Here is a 19,384-nt window from a genome sequence, read left to right as displayed (position 1 = left end):
ACTCAGCTGTCTGAGCGCCTGGCCGGGTGCATCGGCAGGTGTACCGTAAAACTGGTGCCCTTGTCCTTGCCCTCGCTGCTGACGGCAATCGCGCCGCCGTGCAGTTCGACCAGGCGCCGCGCGATATACAGGCCGAGGCCCAGGCCGCTGGCGTTCGCATGGCTTTGCAGGGTGAATGCACCGAACACGTGCGGCAGGTCTTGCGGCGAGATGCCCTGGCCGCTGTCGCGCACGACGATGCGCACGCCACTGGCATCGCGCTCGATCAGCACGGCGATCGTGCCGCCGGCAGGGGTGAATTTGATGGCGTTGAGTATCAAATTCCACAGCACCTGCTGCAGCCGGCGCGGGTCGGCATCGATCTCGATCTGGTCGCCGAAGTCGAACGGCATGACGGACAGGGCGACGCCTTTTTCGCTGGCGTTCACCTCGGTGGTGGCGACAGCGTCGCGCACGATGCGTCCCAGCGAGACGGCCACGCGCTCGACCGACATGGTGCCGGTCAGGGTGCGCGCCGCATCGATCAGGTCTTCCACCATCGCCGCCTCCTGGCGCACGTGCACGCGCATCGCCAGCAGGGCGGTTTTCAGCGCCGGCGGCATGTCGCGCATGGTGTGCAGCAGCAGGTCAACCCGCATCGACAGGGCCGACAGGGGCGTGCGCATTTCGTGCGAAACGGTGGCCAGGAACAGCTCGCGCGTGCGGCTGACGCGGTTCAGTTCATCGATGGTGTCGCGCTGGCGGTCGAGCGAGCCGGCCAGGGTGCGCAGCAGTTCGCGGTAGGTGGCCAGGCGCGCGTCCGTCAGCGGCGCTTCCAGCCGCACTGCGTTCCACAGCGCATGGCCCGGCACGCCGACCAGGGCGGCCAGCTGCTCGCAGGCCATGGGCGAACTGAAGTCGCGCGCGCACCAGCCGAACACCAGCACGCCATAGCGGACACCGGCCCGCGTCAAAGGCAGCGAGCAGATGTGCATGCCGTGAAACAGTTCCCCGGCCTCATCCTGGCCGGTCGCCATGTCGGCGACAATGCGCCGTTCGGCGGCGGTGCCGGGGCCGTCGTCATGCCACAAGGTAGAGCTGCCAAGCAATTGCGCCGGGCGCGAGGGGAGCAGCGGCCCGACCTGGCGCACGCCCGCGATGTCATAGGCCGATACCACCAGGCCGCTGGCCTGGCTGAACTGCAGCAAGGGCGTGCGCCATTCGTCCCAGTCGACCCGGGAGAAATCGGCGTCGGCGAGGCGGATCACGCCGTCTCTTGCTGCGGCAGGACGACCGAATCGGGCAAGTCTTCGCCATTGACGACGGCCGATTCGATCGCCGGGCTCTGGCGCGTGGGCGAGCGTGACAGCAGGCTCGAATAGGCCGAGAACGGCAGTTGCGGCACCGCATTGGCGCGCGCCAGTTCGGTGCGGTCCTCGTCCAGCAGCGCCAGGCCGCCTTCCGTAATCACGTATTCGCGCGTGACCTGCAGGTTGCGGCTACCGCGCACCTTCGGGATCGCGATGGCGCGCCGCAGCACGGTGGAAATCTCGACGTAACTGAGCAGGATGATATTGTCGACCAGGTGCGAGCCCTTGAGCTCTTCGCTGATCTGCGACAGCCCCAGCAGTTCGGGACTTTCGTAGTTGAACAACACGGTCGCCAGGCGGTTCTTGAAATGGCTGGCCAGCGCATACAGATAATCGGCGACCTCAAGGCGGCTGGCCATCTCGTACACGGCGATCGAATCGAACACGATGCAAGCGATGCCTTCCTGCTCGACCAGCTTGATCACGCGGTCGAAATGCACGTCCAGTTCCAGTTCCAGCGGCGACTCGTACAGCAGGAACAATTCGCCGCGTTCCTGCATGCCTTCCAGGTCGAAGCCCAGCGAGGCCGCGTTGCGCGCCAGCTGGCGCGGGTGTTCATCGAGGGTGACCAGCAAGGTCTTGTGGCCGGCCTGGACGGCGGCGGTCAGGAACTGCACCGACAGCACCGTCTTGCCGGTGCCGGAAATGCCGCTGACCATGGTCACCGAGCCTTCGTACAGGCCGCCATCCATCAGCACGTCGATGGCCGGCGCGCCGACCGAGATGCGCTGATCCGAGGTCGGCTGGTCATTCAGCAACAAGGGGCGCGACTGCGCGCGGCGGTATACATGGATGCCCTGCTGCGCTTCGATGCGCATGGTGTGGCTGCCGCCGATGAAATCCTGGCCGCGCGACTTGGCCACCGTCAGCCGGCGCTCGACCCGGCGCCGGTGTTCCGCGCGCGACAATTCGATGATGGTGTCGAACACGAAGCGCTCATGGGCCGGCGCGGCAAGCGATTCGTCGCGCTCGGCCGTCACCATGGTGGTCACGCCGAGCCGGTTCAGGCCCTCGATCAGCACGTGGATGTCTTCGCGAAACGCCAGGTCGTGCGCCTCGGCGTACAGGCGCATGGGCGTCAGGCCATCGATCAGCAGGCGCCGCGCGCCCATCTGGCGCAGGGCGGTGGCAAACGCGCCGTCGGTATTGCGGAATTCCGACAGCAGCACGGCAGGGCTGGTCTGAATGATGCGGATCAGTCCCCGGTCGATCTGCGCCTGCAGGTTCCAGCCGAAGCCGGCCGCGTCGCGCAGCAGCTTGGCCTCGTCCAGCTCGAACGAGACGATCACGCCCGGTTCATCGTAGTGCGCCGCCCCGGCATGGATAAAACCGAGCCCCAAGGTCGTCTTGCCGGCGCCCGGCGCGCCTTCCACGATGATGTTGTTATGGCGCGGAATGCCGCCAAAAAGGATTTCATCGAGCCCGGCGATACCGGTCCTGACCAGCGCTTCCACGTTATTCATGTGCGATTGAGAGTAAAAATATGATAATTACCCACAGTGTAACAGCTTGCATGCCGCGTAGAGCCGCAGCATGGCCCGGCTTGCCGGCTGCAGGTGACGCCGCTGGCCCATCCACTATTCCATTTTATGGAAAGATGCATCTCGATTTCAAGGGATTATCAGTTTCGCTGGAAAGAATGATAATGACCGTGTCGCGCCGACACTGGCGCCCATTTGCCGGAGTGTCATCATGTCCTATGGTTTTCTCGATATCGCCATCACCCCCAGCGTGCGTGCCGCACAGGCCGGCATGGGCGCGGATCACACCTGGCAGGACTTCAAGGGACACCGCGAGTTCGACCAGTTCACCGGCAACGAAGCCGCCTTTATCGGCGAGCGCGACAGTTTCTATATGGCAACCGTATCGGAAACGGGCTGGCCGTATGTGCAGCACCGTGGCGGCCCGGCGGGCTTTCTCAAGCTGATCGACGCGCAGACGCTGGCGTTTGCCGACTACCGCGGCAACCGCCAGTACATCAGCACCGGCAACCTGGCCGCCAACGACCGCGCCTGCCTGTTCCTGATGGACTACACCCGCCGCGCGCGCCTGAAGATCTATGTGCACGTCGAGATCCTGGCGCCGGAGGATGACCCGGCACTGACGGCGCTGGTCACCGATGAAGCTTACGGCGCGAAAATCGAGCGCATCTACCGGCTGCGCCTGCAGGCATTCGACTGGAATTGCCCACAGCACATTACGCCGCGGTTTACCGAGCAGCAGGTGAGCAGGGCGGTGGAACCGCTGCGGGCGCGGCTGGCAGAGCTTGAGGCGGAACAGCGGGAGTTGCGGGCACGGCTGGCGGTTGCGGAGGGTGGCTTGAGTTGATGGTAGGAAGTGGCAACCAATCAACTGATCGGCAACTGCTGCCGCTGCTGAAACAACAGCAATCGGCTACCATCACAGGATGAGTTGCTGGTGGGGCTGGCGGCGCGCGCAAGATGAGCGGGGGCTTGTTTGACCGAATGAATGGTTGATGCTGCGGCAAACCACTGACTTGCGTGTCTTGTCTACCACATGACGGCAAGCTCCCTGGACATCCATGGATGAAGTATGACGGCAAAGCCCCAGGGGATCTGGTCCACCAGCACGTCAACCGTCTTGCGCGACACCGTCAGCGTCCATTTGCCGTCGCGCCGCTGCAGGCGGCCGTCGCGCTGCAGGAAGGTCTCGCGCAGACCGTCGGCCGAGGTGTTGCCGATGCTGCTCCAGTTGCCGGTGACGGCGGCCAGCAACTGCCAGCACAGCGCTATCTCGTCCTCGCCGGGCACGATGGCGGGTGCCACCGGCGTATCGAGTTCCAGGCCGCACAGCAGTTTGTTGAGCGCCAGCGACGGCTCCGGCGTATCGCAATGCGCGTCTACCAGCCATTGCAGCAAGTGCACCGCGCGCGAGGCGTCGTCGGTGCCGGCGATGCGCGGCTTGCCGTTGGTGTCGTCGCTCAGCACTTGCAGTTGCCGGAACATCCGCGGCAGGAAAGGGTGCAGCAGCACCAGCCCGGCGTTGGCAACGTAGATGACGTCGCCATCTATTGCGGCGCTGGGCCGGGAGGCGTTCGCGGCGCTTTCCTGCGCCGGCAAGCCGGCCAGTACGCGCGCTTCCGGCAACGCAGTTTGCATGTCCTTCACGTCAGCAGGTGTTTCTGCCGCTGCTCGCGCCGTGCCGCTGCAAGTAAAGTTGGTCTTGTTCATATGCTGTCCGCTGAAAATTTTTGCTGCCCGAGGTCATGTAATTCGATCAATGGTAGCACCCAAAAAAGTGATGAAACCATCATATCAAAAATGCCGGCTAACGACGACGCAGCCAGGCACGCAAAGAAAAACGTTCGGCTTTGCTGCAAGCAGATCGGCGCCGATCGCATGGTAACGCTGACCTACAGGGAAAACACGGTGGACTGTGAACTGGCACTAAAGCACTGGAAAGCATTTTGCAGAAAGCTCGGCAAGCATAAACAGTTTCATTACGTGGCAGTGATCGAGGAACAGGCAAGAGGCGCTTTGCATTTCCATGTGGCGGTGGCTGGCCGGCAGATGTACGCGCTGCTTCGCTCGATCTGGCAAAGCATCTTGGGCCGTAGTCCGAACGGTGAGCAAATGGGCCAGGTGCATGTAAGGGACCCCCACCGCTTCGGCTTCGGTGTGGCCGGCGCGCACAAGATCGCCAGCTATATCGCGAAGTACTGCGGCAAAGAAATGCAGTGCAGGGCGCTTGAACAGAAACGCTACTTCCGCTCGAGAGGCATTGTGGTGCCGGAAGTTGATGTTTGGCGGGTACCTCACTGCACCTCGATGCTGCGTGCTGTACAAACAGCTTTTTTAGCAGTAACCGGCCATTGCATGGATGGGTTGCAGACGTGGCGTAACAACAACCTGGGCGTTGTTTACTTGGCGACCGCACCGGGAGGATATCTACAGGTGGATGATTGTCCATTTTGACCGTTTCTCCATCTGCTTTTACAGGGAGGAGGGTGTGAACATGGCAAAGTTTGATGTCGACTCGCTGCGGATACTTGAACAGATAGAGGATGAGTTCCGTAATCAGTACTGGATTATTCGAAATTCTAGGCGTACAAATTGGAAAGCAGTGAATCGCACTAGAGTGCTCGGTGATTTTATGTACATGCTTGGGGTTCCAAGATGGGCAGTGCAGCAAGCTAGGTATTGTTTACGCTTGCGTATTTGCGAACGCTGTTTCAAGGATGAAATTCCATGTCGCGGAATATGCAAGCGGGCTAAACGCGGTGAATTTGATAAATAATCTAACTTGCATTTATTTTTTTTAAATGCTAAATTTCACACTCCATTAACAAAAAAATAGAATATGAAAATTATTAATATTTCCAGCCTAAAAAAAGGCGACATCATTTTAACTACTACGAATGAAAAATTAAGCAGCGCAATAAAAAAGCAACGAAAAGTGACATTTCACATGCAATGATTTATGTCGCTAGGGGGAGTGTGATGGATTCCACCAACAATGGTGTTAATTTAAAAAATATTCAAAAGATATTTTATGAGGATGATTGCTCAATTTATGTTTTGCGATTAGTAAATCCTATCGAAGAATCCTTAACAGATAACGTAATAGATTTTGTTAGAGCTTCAACCGGAACACCTTACTCTATGAGAGAAGCGGTTTTATCTGCAGGTGAAATAAAAGACTTTAATGGGAATGAAAAAATGTTTTGCTCTCGCTTAGTAGCTCGGGCATATGCTAGTGTTGGAATTAATTTACATCACAATCCCAATTTTTGTACACCTGATGATCTGAAAAATTCCAGCCTATTGCATCGAGTTGAAAATTTTTCGATTCAAGTAACAGAGCAGGAAATTGAAAATATCCTTAGTGCAGGAGACGACACTAAAGGAATGACAGCGGTCACAAACAATCTACTAGAGGCGGCAAGAAGAATATATCCCAAAATATTGAACTTGCAGAATATTATCGAAGCTTCAGTAAATTTTCCAAAAATGGATTTTGAGCTTGCTGCTGCTTATAAAAATTCTGGCTATCTAGACTACTGGAGAACGCAAGAAGAAAAATATCCTTGGAGGTACGAAACTTCGGCGATGCTTTCTATGCATGATAATTTGAAAGGTATCGGCCTATTAGATGAACTCATTAATTACTGTGAGGGCACGCTTAGTGATGACAAGAATGGAGCTTTCCTACATTGGTATAAACAAGCCGCCGCATTTAAAGACCTTTATAGAAAATTTCCAAGGGAAGTTTTGAGGTTAGAGTTAGAGCCTTATACCAATCTATGTAATCAACATGATCGACGAATATCAGTTATTGAGCAATTGAAGGAAGAAAAAGGACTTCAATTTTCTTGACTGGTGCATTTTCGGATCGCGCTTGCCGTTCTTGGTCGACGGTGGCGCGGCGATCAGCGTAGCGTCGACGATAGTGCCTTCGCGCATCATCAAGCCTTTCTCGGCCAAGTGCCCGTTAATCGTGTCGAAGATCTCGCGCGTCAGCCCCTTGGCTTCAAGCAGGTGGCGGAACTTCAGCAAGGTCGTCGCTTCCGGCGCCGATTCGCGGCCCAGGTCGATGCCGACGAAAGTACTATGCAGCTTGCCACACGGCGTTACGCTGTCTATCTCAGAGAGGAAACGGTCACGCCGCGTCAGCTTCTTCTTGGTACTACGGCAATAAAGCGAAACCCTTCCTTCCCCAAGCACGTCATTTTACATAATATAAATTATGCGAACTTCACGACCGGGCCTGAAAAATTCTCACTTCTTCATTTTCCCAATCGCAAATGCGATTCGGCATGATGGCAAGCCCATCACTTTTTTGACAGAAAATCTATGCGATATCCGAACCTTCGATACGGCAACCTACCGAGTTCGCCCACTTCGCCGTGGGCATCCCCCTTGCCGATCTGGCGCGCATCCTGCGCCGCGACGAGCGCACCGTGCGCGACTGGCTGAGCGCGAAACAGCGCGTGCCGTGGTGGGTTCCCCAGTACATGCGCCTGCGCCATATGGAGCGTGCCGAGCGATTCCGCCAGATGGGATTTTCCAGTACTCACGCAAAACTGGGCATCGTGCGCGGCGACGTGATCGTGCTGGCCGAACGCCGGCCAAAAAAAGCCACAAATCACAGACTTGCGGCGCGACGATTTCGACCCGGTGAAGCTGACGAATTAGCCCTTTTAAGCACGCGGATAGCACCGATCCAGAACAGTATCGGCCTGGTGCTGTCGATACACCAGAAACGCCACCCCAGCGGCCGCCAGCAGCCACTGCAGTATTATGGTGTTGATCAACACGCCGAACATTACGCTGCCTGGCTGTCGCGCATTACGGCGGCAAGCGCGCCTGCCATGGCCGCCAGGCCTTGGGCGCAGATATGGAATGGTGGCGGCAGGAATGGCGATACGGCCAGGGCCATGCCGGCCACGCCCGCCCAGGTGGACGGCTCGTTCAAACGGTTCAATACAGTACGCATGCTACCCCTAGTAAAGGCTATTGCCGGCCGCATCTTTGACGGTCAGGCTGTTATCAGAAACGAACTTTTGCAGCTTTGGGAAACGACTCAGGATGAAGGCAGCAATCAGCTCGCCACCCAGCACAATGAGCGCCTCACGGGCAACTTGCGGCCCTGTCGGAATAATGCTTTTCAGGTTCAAAACAGACTCCCCAGCCAGGTTGACGCCGGACGCGAAAACGAGGCATCCCACGTTTTGCCCGCCGCCAGGTCTTTTTCACATTGCGTCATGTTGGTACGGGGAATGCCGGCCACCGAGCTAATCACTGTTGCTGATACCGTTCCACAGGTCGGCCAGGCCCATGCGGCCGACGACGGTTTCAGGATTGTATGGCGCGCCCAGCATCGGATCGTAGTAGCTGCCCACCTGGCCGCCCACCATGACGCCGCCGACAGTCCCGCTACCAGCGCCGACATGTGCGTTGAATGATCTGATAGGCGCCTGCAGCGGTGGAATAATCATTGATGCGCGGTATCCAGACCTTCACACGTGGATGGTCGGAATAGTCGTCAAACAGTGACCCGCCCACGAGGGTGCGGTATCCATCCTGGCCCAGCGTCGCCTCACCTACGCGGATCGCCCGCATGAACGCGGCCAGATTGTGGCCCTGCTGTTCTGGTGAAACGTTCGAATTCATATCGGTAAATTCCTGAAAAAGTACATCTGCCTGATCGAATAAATCTGGCGCTTCATACGCCGTGTCGCCGTCATCCGCCCCGCCCTGCCCGGCTTGCATCCAAAGCAGCAGGGCAGCGGCGGCGACCGCACCCACCATGATCAGGAGGCTCATTACCAGGCAGGGATAAACCGTGGCGTGCCGTTGTCCAGAATCCGCACCCACTTGGTCGGCGGGCCGGCGAACGGTGCGTTTGTCAGCGTGCCAGTGGCAGCTGCCTTGCCGTCTGTCAGCGTCGCAGTCGACCGGATCAGCGTTGCGTCGCCGGTCGTCAGGTTGCCAGACAGGATCGTGTTGCCCGCATCGTCAAATTCAGCCGTGGCTCCTGGCGTGGCCTGCGCGGTGGTCGATTTTTTGCTGGCGATCACGACGCCGCCAGTCGATCCGCCTGCGTTGTATTGGTTGCCCTTGCCCGATATCGATGCGAACACGGCAGCGCCGCCCGAGCCGTTCTTGAACGCCAATTCAGGGCCGGCGCCAGGCACGCCGAAGTCGGACGACCAGAGCGCAAACTGGTTTTCACGGTTGCCGTATGTCGCCACGCCTGCATATTTGCCGCCTACGCCGTGATGGGTGCCGTTCGCCGTCGCCGCCTTGCCGCCTGGCAGCACGACTGGATTGCTGCCCATGTTGATAATGCTGGTGAGGCTGGTCACATTGGCGATCGCATACGGACCAGGGGCAAACGTGATGTTTCCATCTACCCATCCCTGTTCTGAATTGGTGAACGCGAAGGCGCGGCCAGCGGCCAGTCGGCCATGGCCCCGCGAAACATTGTTTTTCACGGTGAAGCCGAGCAGGCGATTGAACACAAAGCTGTCCGTGCCGGCGTTGATCGCCTTGTTATCGTGTACGGTGACGTCATAAATCGGCGTGCCCAAGTCGGACGAAAACGACATGGCATAGGCGATTTTCTCGCTGTCTTCCACGATGTTGCTGGACACCTCGATGGCACCGCGCCCGGCGCCCAGGCCGAACCAGATACCGTATTCCACGGCGGCACGCACGTAGTTGCCCGAGATTACGCCTGCCGACGCTTCGATACCGGAAAACGAGGTATCCGTGGTGCAGTCAACGATTTTCAGGCCACGATAGGCGCCAGAAAAGCCGAGTTCAGCCAGGTTTGCCACGTTGAAATTGAGCGCGTTGAAGCGGGCATGGTGCGAGTTGATCCGGCTGAAAACGATGTTCGTCACGTCCGGCGTGCTGCCGGTGTAGTAGACCTGTTCGCCGTCAAAGCCGGAAATCTCAATGCCCTCGACCAGCACGTTTTTGGCGTACCAGATCGCAATGCCCTTGCGGTTGACCTGGTACACGCTGTCATTGAAGTTCGGCGTGCCAGTCCACGGCCCGACGATCTTGCCCGTGCCATGTACCCAAAAGCCGCTGACCGACGCCGACGACGACACCGCGCCGCCAAACTCCAAAAAGCCGCGTTCATCGCCATTCTGCGTGCCTGCCGCCGTGTTCGGCCAGGCGGGCTTGGCCGGCGCCGTGTTCATCGCCGTGACGTTGATTACACCGTCAATTTTCCACTCGATGTTATCGACGTTGTAGGCCGTAAAACGCCCGGTCGTATTGATCACCGCGCCCTTCTCTACCAGCACGGTGCGGTTTGCCGGCATGAGCAGGTTGCCGTTGACCTTGTAGGTGTAACCGGTCAAAAACTTGGTATTGCCAGCCGTGATGGCCTTTTGCACGGCTACAGTATCGTCAGAAATGCCGTTGCCCTTGGCGCCGTAGTCGTTGACGCTGGCCGTTTCCTTCAGCTTGTCGGCAAAGGATCGCGCCACGGCGCCGTCGCCCTTATTGATGAATGCACGGTCAACGATGTCCGTGACAGCACTCGCGCCACCCGAAACGATGACGCCCAGGCACGCCAACGCGGCCAGAGTGTGGTTAAGGTATTTTTTCATAAAATTTCCTGTAATTTGATTGAGGCCGTTTCGCCGGGCTCGTAGATGACGCGCCACGCCGCGCCGGGCGCGTCCGCTTCGTTCCACGTTTCGCCTGGGCGGATCGTGATGGCTGCATGCTCATACACCAGGCAGACGCCGCCAATAGCAATCGCGCCTGGTCCGGCATTGTAGATGCGCACGCCGCGCCGCGCCGGGTCGGCGGCCAGCAGTGCCGACTCTACCTCCGTGACGGCCACTGGTGGGGTGTTGGTGACCGTGGAAGCGCCGCGCGCCACCACTGCTACATCGCCTGTGATATCGAAGCTGCCCAGCGGTACGATCTGCTGCGAGAACGTCACCGGAACCGGGTTTTCCAGCACGTTATTAATGACCAGGCCGTCCTGTACCTTGACGGCGGAACCATCCGCAACGTCCAGCTGGGCATCATCGAACGACAGGAAAATGCCAATCACGGCATCAACCGTTGCCGTCAGCGTCACGCCATCGTAGGATTCAACCAGGCGAAACGCGGCCGCCTTGCGCCCCGGCGTGGTGGCCTGTGGCGTGCCGTTGCGGATAGTGGCGATATCGACACCATCGGCGGCGCCGGTCCGGTCCAGTCCAGCAATATCAGTTTGCCGGCCACGTTATGCGTGTACGGGATGCCGGCCTGTAAGCTCAGCACGGATGCGTGGCGTGCCATTGGTGCGAAGTTCGGCCTTGGTGACGTTGCCAGTGTGGTGCAACCACACGCGCTTGATCAGTCCGCCATTGACCGCCACCGGCAGCATGATGTCGTTGTCACCCACCATCGTGAGCGGTACGTTGGTGCCGGCATATTGGCTGATGCGCTCCTGGAACGCATTCTCCGACATGTCCCTGCCGAACCAACTTGCCGGACTGCTGGAGACGCTGGAGAGCGGCCGGGGCATTAATCTGTATCTCCGCATTTAACAAACTACCGTTAGCATCAATGGACTGAGCACCAACGAGCGTTTGAGCAATCGAGATGAACGTGCGCTGGAAATTGCACATGATCGCCATCGTCGTGTCGAGATGCGCAGAATGAACGAGTGAGGTACCCTGACTTTTTCGGACACTCTAGTTTGGTAAACTTCACCAACTGGAGAACTTATGACACGCTCAACAACATACACACCGGAGCTTCGGGAAGAAGCGGTAAAACTGGTCCTGACACAAGGCCTGACGCTGGAAGACGCCGCGTTGCGTCTCACCATTCCCAAGGGCACGCTAGCGAACTGGGTCAGTGCGGCAAGGCGCGGCACGTCGCCCAAAGTAGCCCCTGGTAGCCGCTCCGTGCCGGAGCTTGAGGCTGAGGTAACCAAGCTGCGCAAAGAGCTTGCCGAGGCACGCATGGAGCGCGATATCGTAAAAAAAGCGGCAGCGTACTTTGCGCGGGAGTCGCTGCCAAGTACGCGGTCATGAAGACCTTGCGACTCGAATTTCCTGTCACCATCATGTGCCGCGTCTTTGGCGTCTCGCGCAGCGGTTTCTACGCTTGGTCGAACGGCAAACCGTCGCAGCGGGCGCAGGACGACGCACGCCTGAAGGTCGCCATCGAGGCCGTGCACGCGCAGAGCCGGCAGACTTATGGCCCGTTGCGCATGCAGCCGGAACTGACGGCGCAAGGCTTTCCGGCCGGCCGTGATCGTATCGTCCGTCTGCGTCGCGAGCTCGCCCTGCGCTGCAAGCAAAAGCGCAAGTTCAAGGCCACCACGAACTCGAATCATGACCTGCCGGTGGCCGACAACCTGCTCAATCAGACTTTCGCGCCGACCCGGCCGAACGAAGCCTGGGTGACCGACATCACCTATGTGGCGACCGGCGAGGGCTGGCTTTACCTGGCCGGTATCAAGGACGTGTTCACCTGCGAGCTGGTGGGCTACGCGATGGACGAGCGCATGACGCAAACGCTGACGGCAACAGCACTGTGGAAGGCCGTGCGCAACAAACGCCCCGCGCCGGGCTTGATTCACCACTCCGACCGTGGCAGTCAGTATTGCGCCCACGACTATCAGAAACTGGTGACGCAGTTCGGCATGAAGCCGTCCATGTCGCGCCGAGGAAACTGCTATGACAACGCGCCCATGGAAAGCTTCTGGGGCAGCCTGAAAAACGAGCTGGTGCACCATCAACGTTACGCGACCCGGGCCGACGCGAAAGCCGCAATACAGGAATATATCGAAAGCTTTTACAACCGCCAGCGACGCCATTCGCGCCTTGGCAATGTTCCGCCCGCGTTGTTCGCTGAAAAATTCAGCAAACAGCCGCGGGTGGCTTGAAACAAGAGTGTCCGCTATTGACAGTACACCTCAGAGGAAGGCTTGAACAACTGCGTTGTTGACTACACACATGTGCAGCCAACTGAGGAAGAGCTTCAATTCGACTGGATTGGGCGTTTTATCACAGTACTTCCGCATTTGAGAAATATGCCCGCCCATGGGACAGATAACCTTCGTCCGAACGTCGGCTGGAGCTTTGATATCGTTTGTGAACTCATCAACCAGTTGTTTGCACAGCTTGAAAGCCACGAATCGTGGGTTTCCGACTGAATCTTGGCTTAGCCCATGGCTGGCCGTGCTAAGTCAATTGCCGCACGGCCAGCCTTGCTTTCAGCTACTCAACCCTTAAGCCCCCGCATCCCCCCGCAAGGTCCTGGCCGCTGCCACCATATTGGCCAGCGCCGGCAGCACTTCTTTCCAGCCGCGGGTTTTCAGGCCGCAGTCGGGGTTGACCCACAGGCGCTGGGCCGGTATGCGCTCTGCCGCTTTGCGCATCAGCTTGACCATCTGTTCCTGGCTGGGAATGTTTGGCGAGTGGATGTCGTACACGCCGGGGCCGATCTCGTTCGGGTAGTTGAAGTCGTCGAAGGCGTCGAGCAGCTCCATGCTGGAACGCGAGGTTTCGATGGTGATCACGTCGGCGTCCATGCCGGCGATGTCCGCGATGATGTCGTTGAACTCCGAATAGCACATGTGGGTGTGGATCTGGGTTTCGTCGGCCACGCCGTTGGCGGTGATGCGGAACGATTCCACGGCCCAGCGCAGGTATTCGGCCCATTGCGATTTGCGCAGTGGCAAGCCTTCGCGCAGCGCGGCTTCGTCGATCTGGATCACGCGGATGCCGGCGCGTTCCAGGTCCAGCACTTCGGCGCGGATGGCCAGCGCCAGTTGGTAGCAGGAAACCGAGCGCGGCTGGTCGTCGCGCACGAAGGACCAGTTCAGGATGGTGACCGGGCCGGTCAGCATGCCTTTCATCGGTTTTTGCGTCAGTGACTGGGCGTAGGTGCTCCATTCCACCGTCATGGCGCGCGGGCGGCTGATGTCGCCGAACAAGATCGGCGGTTTCACGCAGCGCGAACCGTACGATTGCACCCAGCCGAACTGGCTGAAGGCGTAGCCGTCCAGTTGTTCGCCGAAATACTCGACCATGTCGTTGCGTTCGGCTTCGCCATGCACCAGCACGTCCAGCTCCAGGGTTTCCTGTTCCGTCACGCAACGGGCAATTTCCGCCTGCATCAGCTGCCTGTAGGCCGCTTCGTCCAGGGCGCCGCTGCGGAACTGGCTGCGCGCCTGGCGGATTTCGGCCGTTTGCGGGAAGGAACCGATGGTCGTGGTCGGATACGCCGGCAGTTTCAGCAGCGCGGCCTGCTTGGCGGCGCGCACTTCATAGCCGCTGGCACGCTGGCCCTGGCGCGCTTCGATGCGGGCCACGGCTGCTTTGACTGCGGGATTATGCACCCGCGGCGACTGGCGGCGCGCTGTGACGGCGGCGTGGTTGGCGTCCAACGCGGCTTGCACCGAGGCACGGCCCTGGTTCAGGGCACCGGCCAGCACCTGGATTTCATCGAGTTTTTGACGGGCAAAGGCCAGCCAGGACAGGGTTTCCCGGTCCAGTTTCTGCTCGCTGTCCAGGTCGACCGGCACATGCAGCAAGGAGCACGATGGCGCGATCCACAGTCGCGACCGCAGGCTTTGCTGTACCGGTTCCAGCCAGTCCAGGGTGGCGCTCAGGTCGGTTTTCCAGATATTGCGGCCATTCACCACACCCAGGGACAGGATGCTGGTGTCCGACAATTGTGCGATCACTCGCCCTACTTCGTCGCGCGCATTGATGGCGTCGAGGTGCAGGCCGGCCACCGGCAGGCTGCAGGCCAGCGCCAGGTTGCCCTGCAGCTTGCCGAAATACGTGGCCAGCAGAATCTTTACATCGGCGGCCTGGCTCAGGGCGTCGTAGGCGGTGGCCAGCGCCTGCTGCCACGCGCCGTCCAGTTCGGTGACCAGGATCGGTTCGTCGATCTGCACCCATTCCACGCCTTGCGCGGCCAGCTCCTGCAGCAACTGGGCGTAGACTGGCAGCAAGCTGTTCAGCAGTGCCAGCTTGTCGGAATCGTCCCTGGCCTTGCCCAGCCACAGGTAAGTCACGGGGCCGATCAGCACCGGCTTGGCGTTGACTTTCAATTGACGGGCTTGTGCCAGCTGCGTCAACAGGCGCGAACTGTCCAGCTTGAAGGTGGTGTCGGCCGCGAATTCAGGCACGATGTAATGGTAGTTGGTATCGAACCACTTGGTCATTTCGCCGGCGTGGACGCAGCTGCAATCGCTGTCGCTGGCCGAGCGGCCACGGGCGACACGGAAGTAGTTGTCCAGCGCCTCACCCTGCAGATTGCGCACGCGCTGCGGCAGGTTGCCCAAAGTAAAGCTCAGGTCCAGCACCTGGTCGTAGAAGGAAAAGTCGCCGACCGGCACCAGGTCCAGCGCGTGCTGCTCCCGCCAGTGGCGCTGGCGCAGCTCGGCACCCTGTGCTTCCAATCGGGCCAGGGTGCTGTTGCGCTTCCAGTAATCTTCCAGCGCAAATTTCAGTTTGCGTTTAGCGCCGATGCGCGGGTATCCCAGATTGTGTGTGATGGCCATGTTGATGCTCCTTGTTAAGTTAAGAACATCATAGCTAGTCTGATCAATAAAAAATAATGGTAAAATTTGATGTGTCCATTATTTATATTCATCGATCATATGCTTGAACGTATACATTTGGCCGTCGTGCGCGAAGTCGACCGCCTCGGTTCACTGACGGCGGCCGCCCAGGCGCTGTTCCTGACGCAACCCGCCCTCAGCCATACCGTCAAGAAGCTGGAACAGCAAATGGGCACGGCCGTGTGGCTGCGCGAAGGCCGCAGCCTGCGTCTGACGCAGGCCGGGCAATTCTTGCTGGGCGTGGCCAACCGCGTGCTGCCGCAGCTGGAAAACGCCGAAGGCGTCCTGGAGCAATACCGTGACGGCCAGCGCGGCGTGCTGCGCATCGGCATGGAATGCCACCCGTGCTACCAGTGGCTGCTGCGCATCGTCTCGCCCTATCTGGCGGCCTGGCCCGATGTCGATGTGGATGTCAAACAGAAATTCCAGTTCGGTGGCATCGGCGCGCTGATCAATTACGAGATCGACATGCTGGTCACGCCGGACCCGCTGCCGCGGCCGGCCTTGCACTTCGAACCTGTATTTGCCTATGAGCAGGTGCTGGTGGTGCATGGCGAGCACCGGCTGGCGGGGCTGGAAACGATTACACCGGAACAATTGGCGCAGGAAACCCTGATCACGTACCCGGTGCCGATCGACCGCCTCGATATCTACAATCAGTTCCTGCTCCCGGCACGCATCACACCGAAGCAACACAAGACGATCGAGACCACCGACATCATGTTGCAGATGGTGGCCAGCGGACGCGGCGTGACCGCCTTGCCGAAGTGGCTGGTGACCGATTACGCGCCGCAGCTGAGCCTGCGCACCCTGCGCCTGGGGCCGCAAGGCATACAGAAGCATATCTATGTGGGCGTCAGGGAAAGCGATCGCGGCATCGATTATGTGCAGTCGTTTATCGAGATGGCCAGGCAAGCGGACCGCTATCCTTAGGGATCCCCTCACGGCAGGGCAGTCGCAAGCGTGCTGCCCTGCCCCTCCCCGTTGATGAAAAACAGTCATAGGCGCACGCTACTGGCACGGTTGAAAGAATTTACTTCCATTTGTAAATGCGAATCATTACTATGTTAGTCAAGGATCAGCCAGCTCAGAAAGGAGCCTCCCTTGCTCACCGCCATGAAAACATTCAGCCAGGTCATCACCCATATGTCGATCGCCTTTGGCCTCGCCTACTTGCTGACGGGCTCGCTCGCTCTCGGTGGCCTGGCCGCCATTATCGAACCGGTCATCAATGTCGCCTTGCTGCCCTTGCACGAAAAGCTGTGGCACGCGATCCGCCGGCGCCAGGCGCACAAGCACCTGGGCGTGGCCGCGCTGGCCGGCGAAAAGCTGAGCCAGACGCTGATGCACATGGGCGTGGCCTTTGCCGTGATGTACTGGGCTACCGGCTCGGCGGCGTTTGGCGGCTTGCTGGCCGTGGTCGAGCCGATCTGCAATGTGATCGTGTTGCCCTTCCACGACCGCCTGTGGGCGCGCTTGCGCACCAGACTGGAACGGCGCGACGCGCTGCGCCTGGCCGCGTTGTAAGTTTCTATGCTGTTCCCGCCCAGACGGCTGGACGGCGCTGCGCCCACGGTGCGGCCCGTTCCAGCTGCCCAGCCAGCCTTAACAAACTCCCTTCCCGGCCCAGCCCGGCCATGAACTGGATGCCGATCGGCAAGCCATCGCCGGACATGGCCAGCGGCACCGACATGGCCGGCAATCCCGCCACATTGGCCAGCGGCGTGTACGGCGAATGCTGGAACAGGCGCGCCGTCCAGGCAAAGCCGTCCATCGATTCCTCGTCTTCTCCATAGCACCCCAGCGGCCACGGCAGCGATGGCAAGGTCGGCGACAGCAACACATCATATTGATCAAAGAAGGCGCCGGCCTGGCGGGTGACGGTATTGCGCACATCGAGCGCGGCGACGAATTCGACCGCAGAGACTGTCTGCCCGTAGCGGTAGCAAGCCAGGGTGGCCGGTTCCAGCGTCTCTGGCGAGATGGCGCGGCCCGACGCCTGCGCCATGCCTTTGATCCAGCCCACCAGGTTGGCGCACCAGATGCGCGCGTTGGCCAGCACGAACGCTTCCCACGAGACACCCAGGCTGGGCGCGGCGTCTTCCGGATGGTGGCCCAGGCTTGCCAGCAGCTTGACGCAACCATCAAGGGCCTTGGCCGTGTCGGCATCGGGCCGCTGGCCGTCGTTGGCGTCGCGCATGACGCCGATGCGCAGCCGGCCGGGTGGCGCGTCGACCTGCGACAGCCAGGTGTGGCCAGGCGCGGCCGTGACATACGGCTCGCCCGGCATCGGGCCCTGCACGGCATCGAGCAAGGCGGCACTGTCGCGCACGCTGCGGCTGACGCCCAGCTGTACGCCCAGGCCGCTGAAGATTTCATCCATGGCCGGGCCGTTCGAGACGCGACCACGGCTGGGCTTCAGGCCGAACAGGCCGGTGGAGGCGGCCGGCACGCGGATGGAGCCGGCCGCGTCTGTCGCATGGGCCAGCGGCACGATGCCGGCCGCCACGGCCGCCGCCGCGCCACCGCTGGAGCCGCCCGCGCTCAGCGACAAATCCCAGGGATTGCGGGTGACGCCGTACAGTACCGCCTCAGTGGTGGTGGCAAACGCCATTTCTGGCGTCGTCGTGCGGCCGATGGTGAGCAGGCCGGCGCGACGGAACTGCGTCATCAGATAGGAATCAGCTGGCGCCATATGCCCGGCCGCCAGACGGCTGCCCATTTCCATTTTCTTGCCGGCCATCGCCACGGCGATATCCTTGACCAGGAAGGGCACGCCGGCAAACGGCGCCGCCGCGTCCAACGTTACTGCATCGGCAGGCCAATGTTCAATCACGGCATTGATGCGCGGATTGACGACATGGATCGCCTCCAGCGCGCAGGCCTGCAATTGCGCGGCGCTGACCTCGCCCTGGCGCACCAGTTCTGCCAGGCCCAGGCCATCATATTGTGTATATTCATGGAGTTGCATCAGATTGCTCCTGTAGTGGATGAGATGTGCGAGGGCACAACAGCTACTCTAGGGCTTGCGGTATGATTGCAGAAATGAATAACAAAGATAGCAGGTATAGTCATGCACAATTTGCGCAAGCTCGATTTGAATCTGCTGCTGACTCTGGACGCCCTGCTGGTTGAACGCAATGTGACGCGCGCGGCCCAGCGTTTGCATCTGAGCCAGCCGTCCGTCAGTGTGCAACTGGGCAAGCTTCGCACCGCATTTGACGATCCGCTGCTGTTGCCCGGCCCGCGTGGGATGTTGCCGACGGCGCGCGCGCTGGCCTTGCTTGCTCCTTTGCAAGCGGCACTGGCCCAGCTGGAACAGGTGCTGCAGCCGGAAAACGCGTTTGATCCCTTGACGGCCGAGGTGGAATGGAAGCTGGCGGCGGCCGACGCCACCGAATACGCCATCCTGCTGCCGCTGCTACCAAGCTTGCGCGCCGCCGCGCCCCGTTCGCGCATGGCCGTGCTGGAGGCAGTGCCGGCGCGCATGGCCGGCCAGCTGGAAAGTGGCCAGGTCGACCTGGGCTTTTTGGCGCAGGAAGAGGCGCCGCCCGGTTTGCGCCATCGCATCTTGTTTACCGAACACTATGTGCTGGCTTGCCGGCGCGATCATCCGCTGCTGCAAGCCAAGCCCGATCTCGACCGCTTCTGTGAGCTGGAATTCGTGGTGGTGTCGCCAAATGGCGGCGGCTACCGCACGGCCGTCGATACGGCGCTGGCACTGCAGAGCCTCACCCGCAAGGTGGTGCTGTCGGTGCCGCATTTCCTGTTCGTGCCGCCCTTGCTGGCGCAGTCCGACATGGTGGCGCTGCTGCCGTCGCGGCTGCTGAAGAACGCCCTGACCCAGCTGCGCACCTGGGAAGCGCCGTTGGCGCTGCCCGACTACGAGATGGCGATGGTCTGGCATGAGCGCCTGCATCTCGATCCCGGCCACCGCTGGCTGCGCGGCCAGGTCATGGCTGCCCTGTAGG

At 60.1% G+C, this 19,384-nt stretch carries 18 protein-coding genes and 1 pseudogene; 9 read left to right on the top strand and 10 right to left on the bottom strand.

The features are described from left to right. Positions 1-2: 2 nt before the first annotated feature. Positions 3-1,247, bottom strand: a complete 1,245-nt coding sequence (locus tag Q8L25_RS20670; protein ID WP_308921172.1) for a HAMP domain-containing sensor histidine kinase — start codon at positions 1,245-1,247, stop codon at positions 3-5. After that, a complete protein-coding gene (locus tag Q8L25_RS20665; protein ID WP_308921171.1) occupies positions 1,244-2,812 on the bottom strand; it encodes an ATPase domain-containing protein in 1,569 nt (522 codons plus the stop codon). The genes Q8L25_RS20670 and Q8L25_RS20665 overlap by 4 nt, the downstream gene beginning before the upstream one ends. Before the next feature lie 229 nt (positions 2,813-3,041). On the opposite strand from Q8L25_RS20665, the gene Q8L25_RS20660 reads away from it, so the two are divergent. After that, positions 3,042-3,677, top strand: a complete 636-nt coding sequence (locus tag Q8L25_RS20660; RefSeq protein WP_308921170.1) for a pyridoxamine 5'-phosphate oxidase family protein — start codon at positions 3,042-3,044, stop codon at positions 3,675-3,677. A gap of 182 nt (positions 3,678-3,859) precedes the next feature. Here Q8L25_RS20660 and Q8L25_RS20655 read toward each other — a convergent pair whose 3' ends face one another. Then, positions 3,860-4,540: a contractile injection system tape measure protein gene (locus tag Q8L25_RS20655; protein ID WP_308921169.1), complete on the bottom strand. Its 681-nt coding sequence runs from the start codon at positions 4,538-4,540 to the stop codon at positions 3,860-3,862. On the opposite strand from Q8L25_RS20655, the gene Q8L25_RS20650 reads away from it, so the two are divergent. Then, complete coding sequence (locus Q8L25_RS20650; RefSeq protein WP_308921168.1) at positions 4,541-5,284, top strand: hypothetical protein; 744 nt, start codon at positions 4,541-4,543, stop codon at positions 5,282-5,284. A 498-nt stretch (positions 5,285-5,782) separates the two neighbouring features. Next, positions 5,783-6,685, top strand: a complete 903-nt coding sequence (locus Q8L25_RS20645) for a YiiX/YebB-like N1pC/P60 family cysteine hydrolase (RefSeq protein ID WP_374694188.1) — start codon at positions 5,783-5,785, stop codon at positions 6,683-6,685. Here Q8L25_RS20645 and Q8L25_RS20640 read toward each other — a convergent pair. Beyond that, positions 6,659-7,033, bottom strand: a pseudogene (locus Q8L25_RS20640) (IS5/IS1182 family transposase); the annotation flags it as partial. The gene Q8L25_RS20645 and the pseudogene Q8L25_RS20640 overlap by 27 nt on opposite strands. A 182-nt stretch (positions 7,034-7,215) precedes the next feature. Here Q8L25_RS20640 and Q8L25_RS20635 point away from each other — a divergent pair. Further along, the gene (locus Q8L25_RS20635; protein WP_308921167.1) at positions 7,216-8,274 is read left to right on the top strand and encodes a hypothetical protein; all 1,059 of its coding nucleotides are present in this window, start codon (positions 7,216-7,218) and stop codon (positions 8,272-8,274) included. On the opposite strand, the gene Q8L25_RS20630 is transcribed toward Q8L25_RS20635, so the two are convergent. From Q8L25_RS20630 to Q8L25_RS20615, 4 genes are all read right to left on the bottom strand, one after another. After that, the gene (locus Q8L25_RS20630; RefSeq protein WP_308921166.1) at positions 8,246-8,635 is read right to left on the bottom strand and encodes a hypothetical protein; all 390 of its coding nucleotides are present in this window, start codon (positions 8,633-8,635) and stop codon (positions 8,246-8,248) included. The two genes, Q8L25_RS20635 and Q8L25_RS20630, sit on opposite strands and share 29 nt — an antisense overlap. Beyond that, positions 8,635-10,524 (bottom strand): hypothetical protein, encoded by a 1,890-nt coding sequence (locus tag Q8L25_RS20625; RefSeq protein ID WP_308921165.1) that lies wholly within the window; start codon positions 10,522-10,524, stop codon positions 8,635-8,637. Before Q8L25_RS20625 ends, Q8L25_RS20630 begins: the two co-directional genes overlap by 1 nt. After that, positions 10,434-10,919: a hypothetical protein gene (locus Q8L25_RS20620; RefSeq protein WP_308921164.1), complete on the bottom strand. Its 486-nt coding sequence runs from the start codon at positions 10,917-10,919 to the stop codon at positions 10,434-10,436. The genes Q8L25_RS20625 and Q8L25_RS20620 overlap by 91 nt, the downstream gene beginning before the upstream one ends. 147 nt (positions 10,920-11,066) lie before the next feature. Continuing rightward, on the bottom strand, positions 11,067-11,294 hold the full coding sequence (locus Q8L25_RS20615) for a hypothetical protein (protein ID WP_308921163.1): 228 nt from the start codon (positions 11,292-11,294) through the stop codon (positions 11,067-11,069). Positions 11,295-11,553: 259 nt separating this feature from the next. On the opposite strand from Q8L25_RS20615, the gene Q8L25_RS20610 reads away from it, so the two are divergent. Together Q8L25_RS20610 and Q8L25_RS20605 are read left to right on the top strand one after the other, a co-directional pair. Then, a protein-coding gene (locus tag Q8L25_RS20610; protein ID WP_308921162.1) for an IS3 family transposase occupies positions 11,554-12,722 on the top strand; the annotation gives its coding sequence in 2 pieces (ribosomal slippage) (positions 11,554-11,818 and positions 11,818-12,722; 1,170 coding nt in all). Between the two features lie 42 nt (positions 12,723-12,764). Continuing rightward, positions 12,765-12,992: a hypothetical protein gene (locus Q8L25_RS20605; protein WP_308921161.1), complete on the top strand. Its 228-nt coding sequence runs from the start codon at positions 12,765-12,767 to the stop codon at positions 12,990-12,992. A gap of 75 nt (positions 12,993-13,067) precedes the next feature. Here the strand turns inward: Q8L25_RS20605 and metE are convergent, their stop codons facing one another. After that, positions 13,068-15,353 (bottom strand): 5-methyltetrahydropteroyltriglutamate--homocysteine S-methyltransferase, encoded by a 2,286-nt coding sequence (metE, locus tag Q8L25_RS20600; RefSeq protein ID WP_308921160.1) that lies wholly within the window; start codon positions 15,351-15,353, stop codon positions 13,068-13,070. Between the two features lie 99 nt (positions 15,354-15,452). Here metE and Q8L25_RS20595 point away from each other — a divergent pair, with 99 nt between their 5' ends. Both Q8L25_RS20595 and Q8L25_RS20590 read left to right on the top strand, forming a co-directional pair. Beyond that, on the top strand, positions 15,453-16,346 hold the full coding sequence (locus Q8L25_RS20595; RefSeq protein ID WP_308921159.1) for a LysR family transcriptional regulator: 894 nt from the start codon (positions 15,453-15,455) through the stop codon (positions 16,344-16,346). 183 nt (positions 16,347-16,529) lie between these two features. Next, positions 16,530-16,940 (top strand): DUF2061 domain-containing protein, encoded by a 411-nt coding sequence (locus Q8L25_RS20590; protein WP_308921158.1) that lies wholly within the window; start codon positions 16,530-16,532, stop codon positions 16,938-16,940. Between the two features lie 4 nt (positions 16,941-16,944). On the opposite strand, the gene Q8L25_RS20585 is transcribed toward Q8L25_RS20590, so the two are convergent. Beyond that, positions 16,945-18,384, bottom strand: a complete 1,440-nt coding sequence (locus Q8L25_RS20585; RefSeq protein WP_308921157.1) for an amidase — start codon at positions 18,382-18,384, stop codon at positions 16,945-16,947. Positions 18,385-18,486: 102 nt separating this feature from the next. Between Q8L25_RS20585 and Q8L25_RS20580 the strand changes: the two genes are divergently transcribed. Further along, positions 18,487-19,383, top strand: coding sequence for a LysR family transcriptional regulator (locus tag Q8L25_RS20580; RefSeq protein ID WP_308921156.1), 897 nt, complete (start codon positions 18,487-18,489; stop codon positions 19,381-19,383). Position 19,384: the final 1 nt, after the last annotated feature.

The sequence above is a fragment of the Janthinobacterium sp. J1-1 genome, from assembly GCF_030944405.1.
Taxonomy (GTDB): domain Bacteria; phylum Pseudomonadota; class Gammaproteobacteria; order Burkholderiales; family Burkholderiaceae_D; genus Janthinobacterium.
Note: the sequence above shows the minus strand (reverse complement) of the source record. Positions and strands in the feature narration are given on the sequence as shown.